At 40.6% G+C, this 18,688-nt stretch carries 14 protein-coding genes; 9 read left to right on the forward strand and 5 right to left on the reverse strand.

Annotation, left to right across the window (positions count from 1 at the left end; translation table 11 throughout):
* Positions 1–522 precede the first annotated feature (522 nt).
* A complete protein-coding gene (glsB, locus tag KG708_RS00005) occupies positions 523–1,446 on the forward strand; it encodes a glutaminase B (protein WP_213607568.1) in 924 nt (307 codons plus the stop codon).
* 22 nt (positions 1,447–1,468) lie between these two features.
* On the opposite strand, the gene KG708_RS00010 is transcribed toward glsB, so the two are convergent.
* Complete coding sequence (locus tag KG708_RS00010) at positions 1,469–2,773, reverse strand: inosine/guanosine kinase (RefSeq protein ID WP_213607569.1); 1,305 nt, start codon at positions 2,771–2,773, stop codon at positions 1,469–1,471.
* Positions 2,774–2,950: 177 nt separating this feature from the next.
* On the opposite strand from KG708_RS00010, the gene tadA reads away from it, so the two are divergent.
* A complete protein-coding gene (tadA, locus tag KG708_RS00015) occupies positions 2,951–3,457 on the forward strand; it encodes a tRNA adenosine(34) deaminase TadA (protein WP_213607570.1) in 507 nt (168 codons plus the stop codon).
* Here the strand turns inward: tadA and KG708_RS00020 are convergent.
* A complete protein-coding gene (locus tag KG708_RS00020) occupies positions 3,454–3,624 on the reverse strand; it encodes a hypothetical protein (protein WP_213607571.1) in 171 nt (56 codons plus the stop codon). The two genes, tadA and KG708_RS00020, sit on opposite strands and share 4 nt — an antisense overlap.
* 125 nt (positions 3,625–3,749) lie before the next feature.
* Positions 3,750–5,189, reverse strand: a complete 1,440-nt coding sequence (gene mltF / locus KG708_RS00025) for a membrane-bound lytic murein transglycosylase MltF (protein ID WP_213607572.1) — start codon at positions 5,187–5,189, stop codon at positions 3,750–3,752.
* A gap of 211 nt (positions 5,190–5,400) precedes the next feature.
* On the opposite strand from mltF, the gene purL reads away from it, so the two are divergent.
* The 4 genes from purL (at position 5,401) to KG708_RS00045 (ending at position 12,379) form a co-directional block, all read left to right on the forward strand.
* Positions 5,401–9,291, forward strand: coding sequence for a phosphoribosylformylglycinamidine synthase (purL, locus tag KG708_RS00030; RefSeq protein WP_213607573.1), 3,891 nt, complete (start codon positions 5,401–5,403; stop codon positions 9,289–9,291).
* A gap of 96 nt (positions 9,292–9,387) precedes the next feature.
* On the forward strand, positions 9,388–11,844 hold the full coding sequence (locus KG708_RS00035; RefSeq protein WP_213607574.1) for a YdbH domain-containing protein: 2,457 nt from the start codon (positions 9,388–9,390) through the stop codon (positions 11,842–11,844).
* Positions 11,841–12,038 (forward strand): YnbE family lipoprotein, encoded by a 198-nt coding sequence (locus KG708_RS00040; RefSeq protein ID WP_028835526.1) that lies wholly within the window; start codon positions 11,841–11,843, stop codon positions 12,036–12,038. Before KG708_RS00035 ends, KG708_RS00040 begins: the two co-directional genes overlap by 4 nt.
* An 11-nt stretch (positions 12,039–12,049) precedes the next feature.
* Positions 12,050–12,379: a YdbL family protein gene (locus KG708_RS00045; RefSeq protein ID WP_008468219.1), complete on the forward strand. Its 330-nt coding sequence runs from the start codon at positions 12,050–12,052 to the stop codon at positions 12,377–12,379.
* Between the two features lie 35 nt (positions 12,380–12,414).
* On the opposite strand, the gene KG708_RS00050 is transcribed toward KG708_RS00045, so the two are convergent.
* Complete coding sequence (locus KG708_RS00050; RefSeq protein WP_213607575.1) at positions 12,415–12,963, reverse strand: DUF1415 family protein; 549 nt, start codon at positions 12,961–12,963, stop codon at positions 12,415–12,417.
* Positions 12,960–14,243 carry a lipid IV(A) 3-deoxy-D-manno-octulosonic acid transferase gene (gene waaA / locus KG708_RS00055; protein ID WP_213607576.1) on the reverse strand — a complete coding sequence of 428 codons (1,284 nt, stop codon included), beginning with the start codon at positions 14,241–14,243 and terminating at the stop codon, positions 12,960–12,962. Before waaA ends, KG708_RS00050 begins: the two co-directional genes overlap by 4 nt.
* Positions 14,244–14,927: 684 nt before the next feature.
* Between waaA and KG708_RS00060 the strand changes: the two genes are divergently transcribed.
* The 3 genes from KG708_RS00060 (at position 14,928) to KG708_RS00070 (ending at position 18,638) form a co-directional block, all read left to right on the forward strand.
* Entirely contained in the window at positions 14,928–15,518 is a 591-nt protein-coding gene (locus KG708_RS00060; RefSeq protein ID WP_213607577.1) for an SIS domain-containing protein, read from the forward strand.
* Positions 15,518–16,957, forward strand: coding sequence for a bifunctional D-glycero-beta-D-manno-heptose-7-phosphate kinase/D-glycero-beta-D-manno-heptose 1-phosphate adenylyltransferase HldE (gene hldE / locus KG708_RS00065; RefSeq protein ID WP_213607578.1), 1,440 nt, complete (start codon positions 15,518–15,520; stop codon positions 16,955–16,957). The genes KG708_RS00060 and hldE overlap by 1 nt, the downstream gene beginning before the upstream one ends.
* A gap of 265 nt (positions 16,958–17,222) precedes the next feature.
* The gene (locus tag KG708_RS00070; protein ID WP_213607579.1) at positions 17,223–18,638 is read left to right on the forward strand and encodes an IS4 family transposase; all 1,416 of its coding nucleotides are present in this window, start codon (positions 17,223–17,225) and stop codon (positions 18,636–18,638) included.
* Positions 18,639–18,688 lie beyond the last annotated feature (50 nt).

Below are 18,688 nucleotides of genomic sequence, written 5' to 3' on the forward strand. Positions count from 1 at the left end.
ATGGCTTGCTCAATCGGCGTTTAGAAAATAAACCGAAGGGATAGAAGAATACAGGAGCCGTATACGAGGCCCGTACGTACGGTTCTGTGAGAGGGATGAGGCAAAAGCCTCACCCTACTCGATGTTGTCTGAGCTAAAGTAAAGCATCAAGCCAAGACTGTATATTGAACTCAGTAGTGGCCGTTCTTGCACATCCTATGCTTCACGGCATTCGTATTCCTATACATCAAACAAAACAGCTCGAAGCTCAACAAAATAGTAGGACACTTTACTGTATTGTCGCTATAAATTAGCGCACTGGCTCCAAATAACAGAACCACGTTACAGCAAAATGCTGTTTTTTATTGTTTTAAATTTAAAGATAAATTACTTAATATCTTAAAAAATAGACTGTCCGCTAATCTCATCATGTATATGCTCCCTATCAGATTACTAATAACTTATAGACTCAACATTCTCATGCAGTTATAGATCCTACGTGTTAAAATTTGATTTTAACTTTGCATATTATTGAGGTGTCTATTGCCAACCAGTGATTATCAACGAGTGCTAAATGAGATAACTCAAGAGGTTAAACCTTTATTGAGCCAAGGTAAGGTTGCTGATTATATCCCTGCTCTTGCTGAAGTTGATCTTGAGCAGTTTTCTATTGCCATTTACACCACTGAGGGGGAGATATTTTGCGCGGGTGATTGTGAACAGCGTTTTACTATTCAATCTGTTTCTAAAGTAATGACTCTTACATTAGCGCTGCAACGTTATGGCGATGAACTATGGAGTAGAGTGGGTAAAGAGCCCTCAGGAACAGCATTTAATTCACTGACACAGCTTGAGTTTGAAAAAGGCATACCCCGTAACCCATTTATTAATGCGGGTGCCATAGTTACCTGTGATGCGTTATATAGCCGTTTATCTGCACCTATGCACTCAATGCTGGAAACATTCCGCAATTTATCAGGTAACCGAAGTATTGTCATTGATAAACAAGTGGCTAATTCAGAATATGAATTTAGGCATAGAAATGCGGCAATGGCACACTTGATGAAATCCTTTGGTAACTTTGAGAATGAAGTGGATGATGTGCTTTGGTCATACTTTAACTTTTGCGCAATAGAACTTAATTGTATTGAGCTTGCTAAGGCATACAATTTTTTAGCTAATAAAGGGATAGACTATAGTTCTTCTAAACGAGTGCTTTCTAGTCGTCAGAATAAGCAACTAAATTCGTTGTTGTTTACTAGTGGTTTATATGATGCGGCTGGGGATTTTGGTTATCGAGTAGGTATGCCAGGTAAGTCAGGGGTTTCTGGCACTATATTAGCGGTATTACCCAATAGATTTACAGTGGCTGTATATTCTCCTGGGTTAAACTCTTTTGGTAACTCAGTAGCGGGAATAGCAGCATTAGAGCTGCTATCTAAAAAGCTTGATATATCGATATTTTAATTACATTTAGTGTAATGGGATCTTATTGATCCCAATACACTTGCTCTAAACAATCTTCACGCTCTGGTAGGCCACGCGATAAGCGTGGAGAGTGCTGAACCAGGACCTCAAAACTTGCGCGATTAGCGTATTTGCTAATTTGTGCAAGTGAAGAGTAAGTAATTGCTTTTTGCTGATGCTTTGCTGAGTTAGCCACATTTAACTTATGATAAACATTAGCTGATAAGTCATGTAAAACAGCGGCAAGGGCACAATCACCTGCGCCATTAGTATTTTTTATCGAGTCAGGTCCGCCCATGAACGGAGCAGTATGACTGTAAGCTTTTATTGGATTTTCACAGTCAACTTTACGCATTCCACGTGAAAACTCATAACGATTAAAATCAGCAATCGCACCAGGCAAAAGTGGGTATTCTGTTTCGCGTTTACAGCTGTCATCAACATAACCGGCCATAAATAAACCTTTTTCTCCCGCGGTACAAATCACTAAATCAACCCAGTCTAATGCTTTGTCGGCAGCAAGTAGTGGATCTTCAAATCCAGTAATTGCTTGGCCTTCTTCTTCGTTCATAGCAAGAATATCAACATGCTTTTCTACAAAGTTAGCCCACCATGTCGGATCCTGCTCGATAAGAAACTTAGTACCGAGTGTTAATACAACCGGTACATCTGCATCGTTAGCATACTTGATTGCTTGCATGGTCGCTTCGGTCATGGTTTCATCACCTTGAGTACGCATTAAATAAGCGCTAATCACTAATGCCGATGAACCTTCTATTAGTTCTTTATCAATTGACTCTGGTTTTAGGTAATTCATTAAACCAGCACTAATAGCAAAGGTGCGCTCACCTGTTTCATCAATCAAGGTAAAACAGCGACCTATCGGACCATCTACAGGTTGTAAGTAATCTAAGTCTACGCGACTTGAGTTATTACATAAAAAACGATAAGCATAACTGCCTATTTTTATGTTTTCACTCATTACACCTAATAATACCGAGCGGTCATCAGCAAGTACGGAATAATTGTGCATCGTATTGCCAACGGTCCCCCCTGCGAATTCGTAATCGACCATATCATTTAGTTTTAAGCGATCGTATAAAGCATTGGTGATGTCATTATCTATAACTTGCGACATCCCTCGGCGCAATTGAAATTCATCAAGAAAAGCTTGGTCAACCTTAGCTTCTATATCAACAACGATTTGATCGATCCCCGTAATATAGCTGCGGTGTAATCGCTCAGTGGCGTTCAGTTGATTGGTCAGTGGATCTTTGGCTTCCACTGGAAAATAATGTTTATGCCTGCGGCGTCCAGGAAATTTCATTTGCTACCCGTGTTGTGAGCTAAATAAAAAAAGCGTGAGATTATAGCGTAAATCCTGCCTTATGAGCCATGGCAAACCACTTAAATTTGTTTTATTTTTGCAATAAAGTGATCAATTGCGCATTTTATTACGCTAAGTTGGTATAATTACGGCATAAAAAATAGTTAAGAAATAACAATGACAGAGCCATTTGACGACCAATATTGGATGGAACAGGCGCTTGTGTTCGCTAAACAAGCAGAGCAGCTAGATGAGGTCCCAGTAGGGGCTATTATTGTCAAAGATAATCAGCTAATTAGTGCAGGTTATAATCGCTCAATTACCGATAATGACCCATCGGCTCATGCTGAGATGATAGCGGTACGTGAAGCAGGAAAAGTACTTAATAACTACCGCTTAATTGATTGCACTCTTTATGTCACATTAGAGCCATGCTCTATGTGCGCAGGCTTATTAGTACATAGTCGAATCAAACGTTTAGTGTACGGTGCTGCTGATGGTAAAACGGGTTCTGCTGGTTCAATTATGAACCTTTTACAAGAACCTCGTTTAAACCATCAAGTAGAAATAACGGGTGGGGTATTAGAAACACAATGTGCGGAAACTATTTCTAGTTTTTTTAAGTGTCGCCGAGCACAAATAAAAGCAGCAAAGCTAGCCGCTCGTAATTATAAATGCGATTAATCAGCGGCTGCTATTAAAGCGTCTAATTCGGCCATTTGCTGCATTGCGAACATGCGACGGCGCCATATTACTTTTTTGTGTAAATTTTTTAACATTATTCGACGACGCGTAGCCGTTGAATGTTTTATGCAACGTTTAAGCTGGTGTGTACGTCTACGTTTAAGCATAACTTATCCTTATGTACTTGGCGATAGTATAATATTTTATACAATCGAAGCAGGTTATTGAATAATGGATTACAAGTAAACAACTAATTAACTCTCTATGACTTAATTTAAGTAACGATTTATTTTTATTTTTTATCCTCACTCTCATTACGTAACGTTGAATCATCTGGTTTGGTTGTTTGCTTTTCTATTTTATTTGATGAAGTGGCCGGCGTCATTGCATTATTTTCATCAAGCCAAACCAGCGCATCATAATAGCGGCGTATATTATCAACATAAGTAACCGCTACGTCACCGCGAGCATAACCATAGCGCGTGTTACGGTAGTAACGCTTTTTTACTAATAGTGGTAAACGCTTTTTAACATCTGCCCACTTGTCCGGGCTAGCTCCTTGCTGTTTTGTTATTATGCGTGCGTCATTTACGTGTCCCCAGCCTACATTGTAAGCTGCAAGTGCAAGCCAAGTACGATCGGGCTGAGGGATTCTATCCGGAACACGTTTAATAAGTTTGCTGAGATACAGCGCGCCTCCGCGTATATTCTGCTCAGGCTCTAGTCTATTTGTTACTCCGACATACTTTGCGGTGCGTAGCGTTAGCATCATGATACCCCGAACCCCCGTTGGTGATTTAGCTCGCGGATTCCACATTGATTCCTGATAACTCAACGCTGCGAGTAATCGCCAATCAAGGCTACCTGCATATTGCATAAACCAAGGTTGATACTTAGGCAGTGTTTTTTTGATTGCATCTATATAGGCTAAGGTATTGACATAATTAAATTGGCGGACATGACCGAAGTATTTTTCTTCGAGCACATAAAGTTGATTATTTTGTTTTGCTTCACCAAAAAAAGGGACTAATAATGCGTATAGGGAATCATCATTCGACTTTCTTAGTATCCATGCAATTGAATCATTTCGGGTAACTGAAAAGCCAATACTTAAATTAGGGTGATAGCGACGAAATAGCGCTAAAGTATGTGAATCCGCTAAGGTGTAATCTATTTCGCCGTCAATAACTGCTTGCAGTAATTCTTCTTCATCAAACTCTTCGGTTTCATTCCAGCTTAAGTTTGGGTTTGTTTGCTGTATTTCTTCTAATGTTAATGAATGGCTACTTTTAGCGATAACGGTGAAGTTTCCGGTTAAATCATCAAAATCACGAGGGCGTTCACGGCCTTGTTTAAAGACTAGTTTTTGGCTAATTGTTCTGTATGTAGGGCCATAGCGATAGCGCTCAGCACGAACTTTATTGTAGGTAAGGCCTGAAGCAATTAAATCTAAATCACCACTGTCTAAACGCGCAAACATGTCAGATAGATTAAAAAAGGGCACAATTTCAAGCTCTACACCTAAGTAGTCGGCAAACGCTTGGGAGAGCTCAAATTCAAATCCTTGTTCCCCTTGAACGGCTTGATAGTAATTACTTGCACTGGCAAGTGTGCCAACACGAATTTTATTGTCAGATTTGATTTGGGCAAGCTGTGTTGATTGCTCTTGTGTATTACATGCACACAAAAGTATGACTAACGTAATGATTGTTATTAGCTTTATCTTCAACATATTCGCCTCTTTAGCATCGTATCTCCTGTTATAACAAAACTTACTGATTACGTCACTTATCGTTTAATCGCAGTGAGTAAAAAATAGGTGTAAACAAAAAGAAAAAGTTAATTTAATGAAAAGCGCATTTTTGAGTTAAATCTGAGAGTAATTTGGACTATAATACGCGCCTAAAATATCGTTCAATCCCTAACCCCGGGTGAAATTACTTATGTTGATCCTTCGTGGTGCACCAGCACTTTCAGAGTTCAGAGTTAATAAAATTTTAGCGCGTTGCCAACAATCGCAACTTCCTGTCACCAATGTATATGCCGAATACGCTCACTTTGCCGATTTAACATCGCCATTAAACGCTGATGAGCACACCAAACTTGAAAAGTTATTAACCTATGGCCCAACAATTGCTGAGCATGCGCCAGCAGGTCAGTTGGTATTAGTAACGCCTCGTCCTGGTACAATTTCGCCATGGGCTTCAAAAGCGACTGATATCGCTCATAACTGTGGGCTTAAACAAGTTCATCGCGTAGAGCGCGGTATTGCTTACTATGTTGAAGGTGATTTAAGTGCAGAACAGTTAGCACAAGTTGCAGCACTTCTTCATGACCGCATGACTGAAGCTACTCACAGTAAATTAGAGGATGCCGCGCAGTTATTTCGCAGCGATGCACCTCGTCCAATGTCATCAGTTGATATTTTAGGTGGCGGCCGTGAAGCATTAGCCACAGCAAATATAGAGCAAGGGTTTGCGCTTGCTGATGATGAAATTGATTATTTAGTTGAAAACTTTATTAAGTTAGGGCGTAACCCTAACGATATTGAACTGTTTATGTTTGCTCAAGCGAACTCAGAGCATTGTCGTCATAAAATATTTAATGCTGATTGGACTATTGATGGCATTGAACAACCAAAGTCGTTGTTCAAAATGATTAAAAACACCTTTGAGCATAATCCTGAAAATGTATTATCTGCTTATAAAGATAATGCAGCCGTAATGAAAGGCTCAAAGGCGGGTCGCTTCTTCCCGAATGCACAAGGTGAATATGCGTATCACCAAGAAGACATTGAAATATTAATGAAGGTTGAAACCCATAACCACCCAACGGCTATTGCGCCTTTCTCTGGTGCGGCAACAGGGTCGGGTGGTGAGATTCGCGATGAGGGCGCAACTGGTCGTGGTTCAAAACCAAAAGCGGGTTTAGTGGGCTTTACTGTATCTAATTTACGTATTCCTGGTTTTGAACAACCTTGGGAAAGTGATTTTGGTAAGCCTGGCCGTATTGTTAATGCTCTAGATATTATGACTGAAGGCCCATTAGGTGGTGCTGCGTTTAATAACGAGTTTGGCCGTCCTAATTTATTAGGTTATTTCCGTACTTACGAAGAAAAAGTGACCAGTCACAATGGTGAAGAGGTGCGTGGTTACCACAAGCCAATTATGCTTGCCGGTGGTTTAGGTAATATCCGTGCTGATCATGTTCAAAAAGGCGATATTCCAGTTGGTGCAAAACTCATTGCACTAGGCGGCCCTGCAATGAACATTGGCTTAGGCGGTGGCGCTGCATCAAGTATGGCATCGGGTCAATCAAATGAAGATTTAGATTTTGCCTCTGTACAGCGTGAAAACCCAGAAATGGAACGTCGTTGCCAAGAAGTCATCGACAAATGTTGGCAGCTAGGTGATGCAAATCCAATTGCGTTTATTCATGATGTGGGTGCAGGTGGTTTATCTAACGCATTCCCTGAACTTGTTAGTGACGGTGGACGTGGCGGTAAATTTCAGCTTCGCAATATCCCAAATGATGAACCGGGCATGGCACCACACGAAATTTGGTGTAATGAATCGCAAGAGCGCTATGTACTCGCTGTCGCTGTTGAAGATTTTGATCGTTTTGAAGCTATTTGTAAGCGTGAAAGAGCGCAATATGCTGTCATTGGTGAAGCAACTGCAGAGCCTCATTTAACGGTTGCTGATAGTCACTTTGAAAATAATCCTGTTGATTTACCGCTCGATGTTTTATTAGGGAAAGCACCTAAAATGCATCGTGATGTAACATCACAACAAGTGTTAGGTAAAGCACTCGACGTTGAAAATATCAGTGCTGCTGATGCTGCAGAACGTTTATTACGTTTACCAACCATTGCTGAAAAAACCTTCCTCATTACTATTGGCGATCGCTCGGTAACAGGTTTAGTAGCACGCGATCAAATGGTAGGCCCATGGCAAGTACCAGTAGCTAACTGTGCAGTAACCGCAGCAACGTATGACACTTACCATGGTGAAGCAATGTCACTGGGTGAACGTACGCCTGCAGCACTACTTAACTATGGCGCTTCAGCGCGTTTAGCAGTGGCAGAATCGTTAACGAATATTGCCTGTGCAAACATTGGCTCTCTTGAAAATATTAAGTTATCTGCAAACTGGATGGCCGCAGCGGGACACCCAGGAGAAGATGCCGGTTTATACGAAGCGGTAAAAGCGGTGGGTGAAGAGTTATGTCCGGCACTTGGGTTAACAATTCCTGTAGGTAAAGATTCTATGTCGATGAAAACGACATGGAAGAACGAAGATGATGCTACAGAGCAATCTGTAACATCACCGTTATCGCTTATTATCACTGCGTTTGGTCGTGTTGAAGACGTACGTAAAACAGTGACCCCACAGTTACGAACAGATAAAGGCGATACATCGCTTATTTTAGTTGACTTAGGCGCGGGCAAAAATCGACTGGGCGCATCAAGCCTTGCTCAGGTTTATAAGCAATTAGGTGATACAACACCTGATGTAGATAGCCCAGAGCTACTAAAAGGCTTTTACAATGCTATGCAAGCACTTGTCGCTGATAGTAAGTTACTTGCGTATCATGACCGTTCAGACGGTGGCTTGTTTACTACTATCGCAGAAATGGCGTTTACCGGACATACCGGTGTTACGGTTGATTTAGCGACTTTGACCGGCTCTGATATTGAAGCGCTTTATAACGAAGAGCTAGGTGCTGTAATTCAAGTAGCGAATAGCGATTTGGAGGCTGTAAATGCGGTATTTGAGCAGCATGGAGTTGCCGCAATTAGTCATGTGATTGGCTCGCTAAATAACGACGATAACATAGTGTTTAATCGTGGTGAGCAAACAGTACTTAATCATACTCGTACTGAACTTCGTACAATGTGGGCTGAAACAACGTATCAGATGCAAGCGCGTCGTGATAACCCTGATTGTGCTAAGCAAGAGTTTTACGCTAAGTTTGACGCAAAAGATCCTGGCTTAAATGTAAAACTTAACTTTGATTTAAATGAAGATGTTGCAGCTCCATATATTGCAACCGGTGCTAAACCGCAAATGGCTATTTTACGTGAGCAAGGTGTAAACTCTCATTTAGAAATGGCAGCTGCATTTAACCGTGCAGGCTTTGCAGCGGTTGATGTGCACATGAGCGACATTTTAGAAGGGCGCTTAACACTTGAGCAATTTAAAGGCTTAGTGGCGTGTGGCGGTTTCTCTTACGGTGATGTGCTTGGTGCGGGTGAAGGTTGGGCTAAGTCAATATTGTTTAATGACGTGGCACGCGATCAGTTCCAAAGCTTTTTCCACCGTGAAGACACCTTTAGCTTAGGGGTTTGTAACGGTTGTCAAATGCTATCAACATTAAAAGAGTTGATCCCGGGTACTGAGCATTGGCCACGTTTTGTAACGAACAAGTCAGAGCGTTTTGAAGCACGCTTTAGCTTAGTTGAAATACAAGAGAATCCATCGGTATTCTTTAATGGTATGGCGGGCTCGCGGATGCCAATTGCGGTATCTCATGGTGAAGGCCATGCAGAGTTTGCAAACGACGCAGCAACAAAAGCAGCGCTTGCAAGTGGTACTGTAGCGGTTAAATTTGTTGATAACTACGGCAACCCTACAACGCAATACCCAGCGAACCCGAACGGCTCGCCAGAAGGTATCACAGGTATTACTTCAACAGATGGTCGTGCAACTGTAATGATGCCACATCCAGAGCGTGTATTTCGTACTGTTGCTAACTCTTGGCACCCAGATGAGTGGAAAGAGGATAGCCCATGGATGCGTATGTTCCGTAATGCACGTAAAAATGTAGGTTAATATACACACTAGATTCATGATCTGGATGTAAAATAAAAAAGGCTGCCTTGTGCAGCCTTTTTTGATTATAGTGATTAAAAAACATGTAAGGATAATATGTTTAAGCGCATTGGTTTAATTGTCGGCACTCTTTTACTGAGTCTATTATTACTCGGGTATGTATTTCGCTTGCCTTTATTACAATGGGCCATTGCCCCTGAGCTTAAAAAAGCAGGTGTCACATTAAGCTGCCTCGATTTTTCAATTACCTCAAAGCTAAATGTTCATGCCGACACAGTGTGTTTAAATTACCAAAACCAACAATTACAACTCTCTGATATTACTGCAAATACAAAGCATGTCAGTGTTCAAAGTGCAATATTAACGCTCAATCCATTACCTAAAAGTGATAACGCTAATCAACCGGCTAAACAGCTTAAGATAACGCTACCTTCAAATCGCCCACTCATTAATATTAAACAGCTTGTAGTAAACAGTGAACAGCTCAATAAACCATTAAAATTTAGTGTATTAGAACCTGTGCTAAATCAATTTAATGTAACGGGCGATATAAATGCGCGTGCTACTTTAACCTCCAATAAAATAAGTGGTCAGCTAGCAGTTGATGACATTCTTTTAAAACAGGTAATAAACACTAAAAACACCTTACTCGATGCTGTTAACTTTAATACTCAACAAGCGTTTAGTTTTGACGGGATTGAGCTTAAGTTGAACGGGGGGATTAGCGCTCAATTTGCTCATACGTTTGAGCAATGCCAATTTAATTTATTAACCACTGGCCAGATGGCTACTCGCTTTAATTTAAATAACCAAGCGTTAATCCTAGATACCGGTTCACTTAATAACAAAATTAATTTAACCCCTCGCTGTACTGAGTTAATCCCACCAACTGAGTACGCAGATTTTGTAAGCAAACAAGTTCCTTTAAATTGGCAGGTTAAGCTTTCTCAAGCTCTTCGCATAGAAGAGGGGGAGCTGAGTATTCCAGTAATCAATTTGATGAGTGAAGGTAATAAACACTTTGATATTTTAATAACAGATACCGCCCTCACTATTAACGCTTTGCTTGATAATATGCAGGCAAAGGTGTCTGCTCAAATAAGCACGCCAGATATAAACAGCATTAATATAAGCGCTCAGCTAAATGGTACTAAAGTTAAAGGTGATTACAACGTTGAGCTTGAAAGGCTACCCGCATTTATCCCTGTTACTGCTAATATGCTTAATTTCAGTGGTTACTTTGAATTAAGTGAATTTATTGACTCAAAACCCGTCGGGTACACACAGAGTAAATTTTCCGTTGCTAGCTTTGAAGCTTTTGATGTAAAAGCAGTGCATTATCAAGGTGGTTTAACCGCGAAAATGGATAAACAACTAAATGCAGAGATTACATTAACTAATCAGTTAAAAAATGCGGCATATAAAGAATTTAAACTTACCAATATAAATAATAGTCTCACGGCAAAAGCAAACCTAGGTGTAGGTGAGTTATTTGCTCATTTAACTGCGAAAACGCAAATTAAGGCTCTTAATAGCGCTGATATAAGACTGAATAATATAAAAATAGACTCGAGTGGATTACAAAGCCGTGCACTTAAAGCGTCGCACCATGCGTTTATAGATGATATTGAGTTGGTGGTAAATCATCATATATCGTCACAGGCACATCCGTTTGAGGTGATTGTGCCAGCGCAAAGTGTGTTGCCATTAAACACCTTTATTAATCAGTTTTATCCACTTGCTAAGCTGACAAAAGGTACTTTTAACGGCAATATTAGTGGCGATGTCAATTTACAAAGGGCATCCTTTGGTATAGATATTCGCCAATTAAGTGGACTTTATAATGACTACCTTGCAAGTGATTTTAGTAGTGTATTTAGCGGGGAGTTTAATTCAGGTAGGCTTAATGTAAAACCGACTACCTTTCATTTAAATGAGTTTAGAGCGGGCGCAGTTATCAAAGGCCTTAAAGGGCAATGGCTCGTCAATAACAATAATGTGCTTGTTAGTAATGTTGAAGGTAATGTGCTTGGCGGTACATTTTTATTAGATAACTATACGCTTGGACAAGAAACCCAAGTTAGCACTTTAACGTTTAATAATATTGATGCAAGTAAGCTGATCACCCTTGATGATAAGTCGGGTATTACTTTAACAGGGCGTTTGGCAGGTACACTGCCAGTGAGCGTTAATAAAAATGGTGTGCACATTAGCCAAGGCAGTCTGTTTAGCCAAGGTGAGGGCAATTTAAAAATTAGCAATAATGCTGCATTTGATTCTGAGATGCAGCACCAGCAAGAGTTGCAACCTGTACTAGGGTTATTGACTGATTTAGATATTCAAAAACTCAATAGCAGCGTTGTACTTAAAAATGATGGTTGGTTAAAGCTTGGAGTTAATTTACAAGGTTATAATCAGCAAGCGCAGCAGCAAGTTAACTTTAATTACAACCATGAAGAAAACATATTTACGCTTTTACGAGCACTGCGTTTAAGTGATGAAATTACCCAAAAAGTTGAGCAACAATTTTCACAAAAAGGAAATGGGCAATGAGACAGTCGTTATCGATAAAAGTGCTGCTCGCGTTAGCAGCAATATCAGCGCTAAGTGCGTGCACGCATCGTGTTGAGGTGTCGGCTAAAGAGCCAATCACTATTAATTTAAATGTTAAGGTTGATCATGAAATTCGTGTCAAAGTAGATAAAGAGCTCGATAATTTATTTAGCGATGACAGTGAGTTATTTTAAGGAGCTAGAATATGAATATTAAAAATAAATTAAATATAGTAACCCTAATCAGTGCCGTTTGTATGTCATTTTCAGTTTGGGCTATGAGTTTAGATGAAGCTAAAAGCCAAGGCTTAGTTGGTGAAAACAGCTCAGGCTACCTTGGATTAGTTGTACAAAATACAGAAGCAAAAGCGGTTGTTGATGACGTTAACGAAAAACGTAAGGCACAGTACTTAAAATTAGCTAAAAAGAATAACTTGTCACTTGCACAAGTTGAGGCATTGGCAGCGGCGAAAACAATCGAAAAAACGCAAAGCGGCCACTACATTGAAGTAAATGGTAGCTGGGTCAAAAAATAACCCTACGTATCATTTAAAGAAACTAAAAACCGAGCTTATACGCTCGGTTTTTTACAGCTCTCTAATAATTGTTGCCAAAAATCAATACCTTTTCGGCGTGCTAGGTTTATATTATGCTCAGGAATAGACTCAGGTTCGTCATAATTTTCAAGTGCTTCACTCATACTTGCTTCACGAATTAGGTGCAAGGTAGGAAACGGCGCTCTATTTGTGTAGTTGGCCGCATCGGTTTCATCGCTATCGGCAAATACATAATCAGGATGAAAATTAGCAATTTGATATTTACCTTCAAAGCCTTGTGCAACCAATAGCGCATTTGCTAAATCGACTAAATCTAAAAAGTATTCAAAGTCACTAAAACCGTTATCGAACATGATTAGCGTGGTTTCTCGTTCGCTCTCGCGGTCAAGCTCGATACATTGCTCAAGCATATCCATTACAGCATCATCGATAGTATTGGCGTTACTTACAATGTAATGAATACAGTTGTTTTCGACTTCTTTACGGGCAAACGGGCAAAAGTTATATTTTACAATAACGGACGAAACCCATTCTCGGGTTTGGCTAATAGCTATGTTAGTCACTGTTTTGGCTCTAAGTATTGATTAATAATAGTGAGTGTTTTTTTTATGGCGCCTTGGTTTTTAGCAACACATTGCGCAGCTTTTGTGCCGAGCGTTTGGCATGCCTTTTTATTTTGGCTAAAGGTAATGAGTTGTTGTGCCAGTTCACCTGCATTTTCTACCACGCATGCCCCTTTAAGCTTTGTTAACTCAGGATAGACATGATCAAAGTTATATGTGTGAGGGCCTGTTATTACACCGACCGAAAATGCGGCAGACTCAAGTGGGTTATGACCACCACGACGAATTAAACTACCGCCAATATAACTAACACTAGCCGCGCCGTATAAGCACTGTAATTCACCTAGCGTATCGGCAAGTAAAACGTGTTCGCTTTGGTAATTATTTTGGCTACGACGACTAAAGCTTAAAGTACTTTGTGTGAGCAGTTCAGCTACTTTATCAAATTGCTCTGGGTGTCGTGGGGCAATAATCAATAAAGCATCAGGCTGCTTTTTTAACAACTGCTGGTGGGCATCGAGTATTAATTCATGCTCTATAGGATGAGTAGAGCCTGCCACCCATATAAAACGCTGCTCGCTATTATAAAGCTGTTTAAGCGCGCTTATTTTTGTTAATTGCTCTTGGTTTGGGGTTATATCAAACTTGATTGAACCTGTTACATGGCTTTTTGAAGGCTCAAGTCCTAGTGTAATAAAACGCTCTGCATCGGTTTTGTTGTGACTGGCTAACGCAGTAATAGAGTGCATTATAGTCTGGGTTAACTGGGGCACTTTTTGATAACCCTGCTGCGACTTCTCAGAAAGCCTGGCATTAACAACCAATACGGGGATTTTTTTGTTATGCGCATTAGCCATGATATTTGGCCACAATTCAGTTTCTAAAATGCACAGTAACTTAGGTTTAAGACGTTTTAAAAATCGCGCTGTGGCAAAAGGAAAATCAATAGGTAAATAGCTGACAGCGACGGTATCTTTAAATTGTGCGGTTATTTGTGCGCGCCCTGTGGGGGTGTTGCACGTGATCAGCATATTTAGCTGCGGGTGCTCATTTTGCAATGCTTTAATTAATGGCGTTGCTGCCAATACTTCACCTACAGAGGCACAATGAATAACAACAGGTGTCGTGTCATTAGAAAATAGGCTGTGACTTACAAAACCAAAGCGTTCCTTAAAATGCGCGCGATACCCCGAATTTTTTTTACCACGTAATACATATAAATAAAATATGATCAAAGGGCTAATAATGATTAGTGCAAGTGAATAAAAAGTGCGTGCCATACTGAGCTTTGTTTAAGGTGATTGTAGCTAGTTTATCGTGAAACGGCTTATTTCTAAACATACAAAGTATAAAAGTTGGTTTGAGTTCAGTTACTAGGGTATAAAATAGGGTCTGTTGACCTTTCAAGGTTGAATTTGCAGCAGTTTGTTTGGTATTTAGGCAAGGCAGAGCCTATGTGGTGTGGTTATTCCCCATAAATAGGCGATAACGCAGCATCAATGCCAAACAGGCGCTGCCCTTCGGGTTCTGCCTAGGAGCGATTTACTCTTTATTGCCACCATGGATGGTGGTAAGGGGCGTGAGCAGGACGCACAAGCTTTGCTCGGTTTTTACTTATTCTTACAGGGATGTAAGCCAGTAGAATAACGCAGGAGCAGTTATCGAGCCCACTAGGTTACAAACCTCTTGGGGCGATTAAACAGCTCCTAGTTTGAACAAATTTTAATCCGCAAAGGTCAACAGACCCTAAATGAATGTTATTCAAATCACGCTATTGCATCAGTTTCATGATATTAGGGAATGCTTATGGTTACATTTATAACAAAACGACTTCCATGCAGTAAGTCCTTGATATTAGTTTCTGTAGAACATTTAATTTAATTATATTGAGGTGATTTGGGTATAAAATTATGGAATAATGAAATTAATTTTTCCTGCCATTTCGGTTCCAAGAGGAATATCTCATGTCAATTATAGATTCAGTGGCAACCAGCTACCTAGAAAGTTTAAACCGTCATCAAGAGTTGTTTGAAACAATGGAGGCGTATCATCACGAGGTAATGCAGTTGCTAGAAGCATGTCATAGTGCTTTACAAGCTGGTGGTAAGGTTGTTTGGTTTGGTAATGGCGGCAGTGCTGCCGATGCTCAGCATTTAGCTGCAGAATTTGTGGTGCGTTATAAATTAGAGCGCGGGCCGTTAGCGTCTATTGCTTTAACCACAGATACCTCTATTTTAACCGCGCACAGTAACGACTACCATTTTGATACCGTGTTTGAACGCCAAGTGCAGGCATTGTGTAAACCTGAAGATATCGTGATTGGTTTAACAACATCAGGCACCAGCAAAAACATCAACTTAGCATTAAACGCAGCTAATAAAATAGGGGCGTTCACGGTTGCATTTACTGGACGTGACGGCGGACAAGTAAAAGATATCGCAAAGTTACCTATTATTATTAAAAACGACGAAACCGCGCGCATTCAAGAAGCGCACATGTTTATTGGCCATTGGTTATGTGAAGCCATGGATATGGTTGTTGCGGAGCAGCAGTAATGGATTTATCTTTACTAAAGAACTTATCAGCAGCACGTATTTTAGTGGTGGGCGACGTGATGCTCGATCGCTATTGGTATGGTGATTCAGGGCGTATCTCACCAGAAGCGCCAGTACCGGTTGTGAAGGTAAGTAAATTTGAAGACAAGGCCGGCGGTGCGGCTAACGTGGCTAAAAATATAGCCCGTTTAGATGGCAAAGTGGGATTGTTAGGCCTTATTGGTGAAGACGAAAGCGGACAAATTTTAGAAAACATTCTTGAAGGTGAAAAAATAAACTCACAACTTGTCAGCGTGTGTGATTTACCAACCATCTCTAAAATGCGGGTGATCAGTCGTCATCAGCAAGTGGTACGTTTAGATTTAGAGGAAACCTTTAAGGACTCTCATAGCCAGCTTTTATTAAATCGATTAGAGCGTGTGCTGGATGATTACGACTTTATTGTGTTTTCTGATTACAACAAAGGCTCGCTATCGCTGATCAAACAGATGATCAGTGTTGCTAAAAAAGCAGGTAAAACGGTACTTGTTGATCCTAAATCATCAGATTTACACTTATACCGAGGTGCTGATTATATAACACCAAATTTAAATGAATTTAAATTAGCGGGCGGGCTGGTTGGCTCCGAAGAGACGCTTGCGAGCAGTGCACGAACCCTGATTAATGATGCAGGTATAAAAGCGATGTTACTTACCCGTTCAGAGCAAGGTATGTCGCTAATTAATGCCACTGAAAAACACGATTTTGCAGCTCAAGAGCTTGAAGTCAGTGACGTAACTGGCGCTGGGGATACTGTTATTGCAACCCTTGCAGTCATGTTAGGTGCTGGCATGACACCTAAAGATGCGGTAGAAATTGCTAATTTAGCAGCTGGTATTGCGGTAAGTAAATTGGGGGCGGCTACAGTTTCTCCAGAAGAGTTAAGCCGTAAACTGGGGCAATACTTACAAGCCACTGGCGAGCATTACCAAACTCCGTTTGATGATGTACTCCAGCATATAGAATTTGCCAAGCAAAATGGTGAAACGATAGTATTTACTAATGGTTGCTTTGATATTTTGCATGCAGGGCATGTGCGCTATTTAGCACAAGCTAAAGCCCGTGGGGACAGATTAGTCGTTGGTTTAAATAATGATGAATCTATTGCTCGTTTGAAAGGCCCAGAACGCCCAATTAACCCATTGGATGAACGCGCCATGGTTCTCAGTGCGCTTGCCTCCGTTGATTGGGTTATCCCGTTTGGGAGTGCTGATGAAAATGACACGCCGGCAAAACTTATCGAGCAAATAAGTCCTGATATTCTCGTCAAAGGTGGCGACTATACGGTAGAACAAATAGCTGGTGCGGAGCATGTGCTGCGCCATGGTGGAAAAGTCGAAGTGCTTGAGTTTTTAGATGGCTGTTCAACATCAAAAGTGATTAGCAAAATAAAAAGCTAGTTTAGGGCCTGTTAATCTTTCAAGGTTAAATTTGCAGCAGTCTGTTTGGTATTTAGGCAAGGCAGAGCCTATGTGGTGTGGTTATTCCCCATTAATAGGCGATAACGTAGCATTTATGCCAAACTGGCGCTGCCCGAAGGGTTCTGCCTAGGGGCAATTTACTCTTTGTTGCCTACAAGGATATAGGTCTGTCTCTTATACACAAGTCTTTGAATATCGATAAATCTGTGATCTAATCGATCATCATCACTCATAGATTTATCGTATGCACATAAACACTTCTGAAGAATGGGCTCAATTAATTTTTGGTAATGCTAATTTAGGAGATCCGAGACGCACCCGACGATTAGCTCTACTAGCAAGCGATATGGCTGAGAATGCAGACAGCTCAATTGTTAAGGCTTCTGATACACCCGCAAAAATTGAAGCCGCTTATCGTTTCATTAGAAATGAGAAAATATCCCCTCAAGCGATTGCCGATTCGGGGTTCTCACAAACGAGTGAAGCGGTAAAGCAGTTGCCTTTGGTTCTCGCTATCCAAGATACGACAGGATTGACATTTAAACACAGTGTTTGTAAAGAATTAGGCGATGTGAACTGTGCAAATACATTAGGAAAACCATCAAAAACAAGAACGCTATATGCGCATTCAACTTTAGCAATTGATGCAGATACGGAGCACGTTATTGGTTTACTCGACCAATACTATTGGTTTAGGAAATCAAAGGTTAAAGGGACTAAAGATCAACAACAGCAACGCCCTTACGAAGAGAAAGAAAGCTATCGCTGGCAACAAACATTAATGGATATAAAAAAACGTACAGGTGAATTATCAAATATACTTAACATCTGCGACAGAGAGGCTGACATTTATGAGTACATGACTTACCAAAAAGATGAAGGGCATCGATTTTTAGTCAGAGCAAAAGAAAATAGAAAATTAATAGAGCCTCAATGCAATCTCAACCAGTTAATAGAAACAGCGCAGGGTCAGTGTTGTTACACTATTAATATAGCGCAACGTGCGGGAAGAAAAGCGCGTCAGGCCCGAATTACATTGAGCTATCAACCTATAACACTAGCCAAGCCTAAGCGAGTTCAAGGGCAAGAATCACCGACATTGAGTGTTAATGTCATTGTCTGTCAGGAAAAAGAAAGCACGCAAAAAAATCCATTATGTTGGATTTTATATACGACAGAGCCCATAAACACAGCAAAAGATGCCCAGAAATTAGTAAGATACTATGAACTTCGCTGGCGTGTAGAGGAGTTTCATAAAACATGGAAAACAGATGGAACCGAAGTAGAAGATTTACGTTTGCAGCACAGTGATAATATTTTACGAATTGCGATCATTAAAGCGTTTATTGCTGTCAGGTTATTACAGCTGCAAAATATGGCGCAAAGGAGTGAATTAGACAAAGAAGTGAGATGTACAGCTTGTGTTAAAGAGATGACGTGGAAATTACTATGGGCAAAGGTTGAAAAGGATGTGTTGCCGGATAAAGTACCGTCTCTTCATTGGCTATACTATAGTTTAGCGAAATTGGGAGGGTGGTATGACAGTAAAAGAAATGGTCGAGTTGGCGTAAAAGCACTCTGGAAGGGGTGGTTGAAATTAGCAGAAATGGTCGAATCTGCCGAATTGTTAATATCAATTCAGCAGACAGAAAAGTTGTGATCAAGAGACAGGGATGTAGGTAAGGGGCGTGAGCAGGACACAGAAGCTTT

This window comes from Pseudoalteromonas sp. (assembly GCF_018402495.1).
In the GTDB taxonomy this organism is placed as follows: Bacteria; Pseudomonadota; Gammaproteobacteria; order Enterobacterales; family Alteromonadaceae; genus Pseudoalteromonas.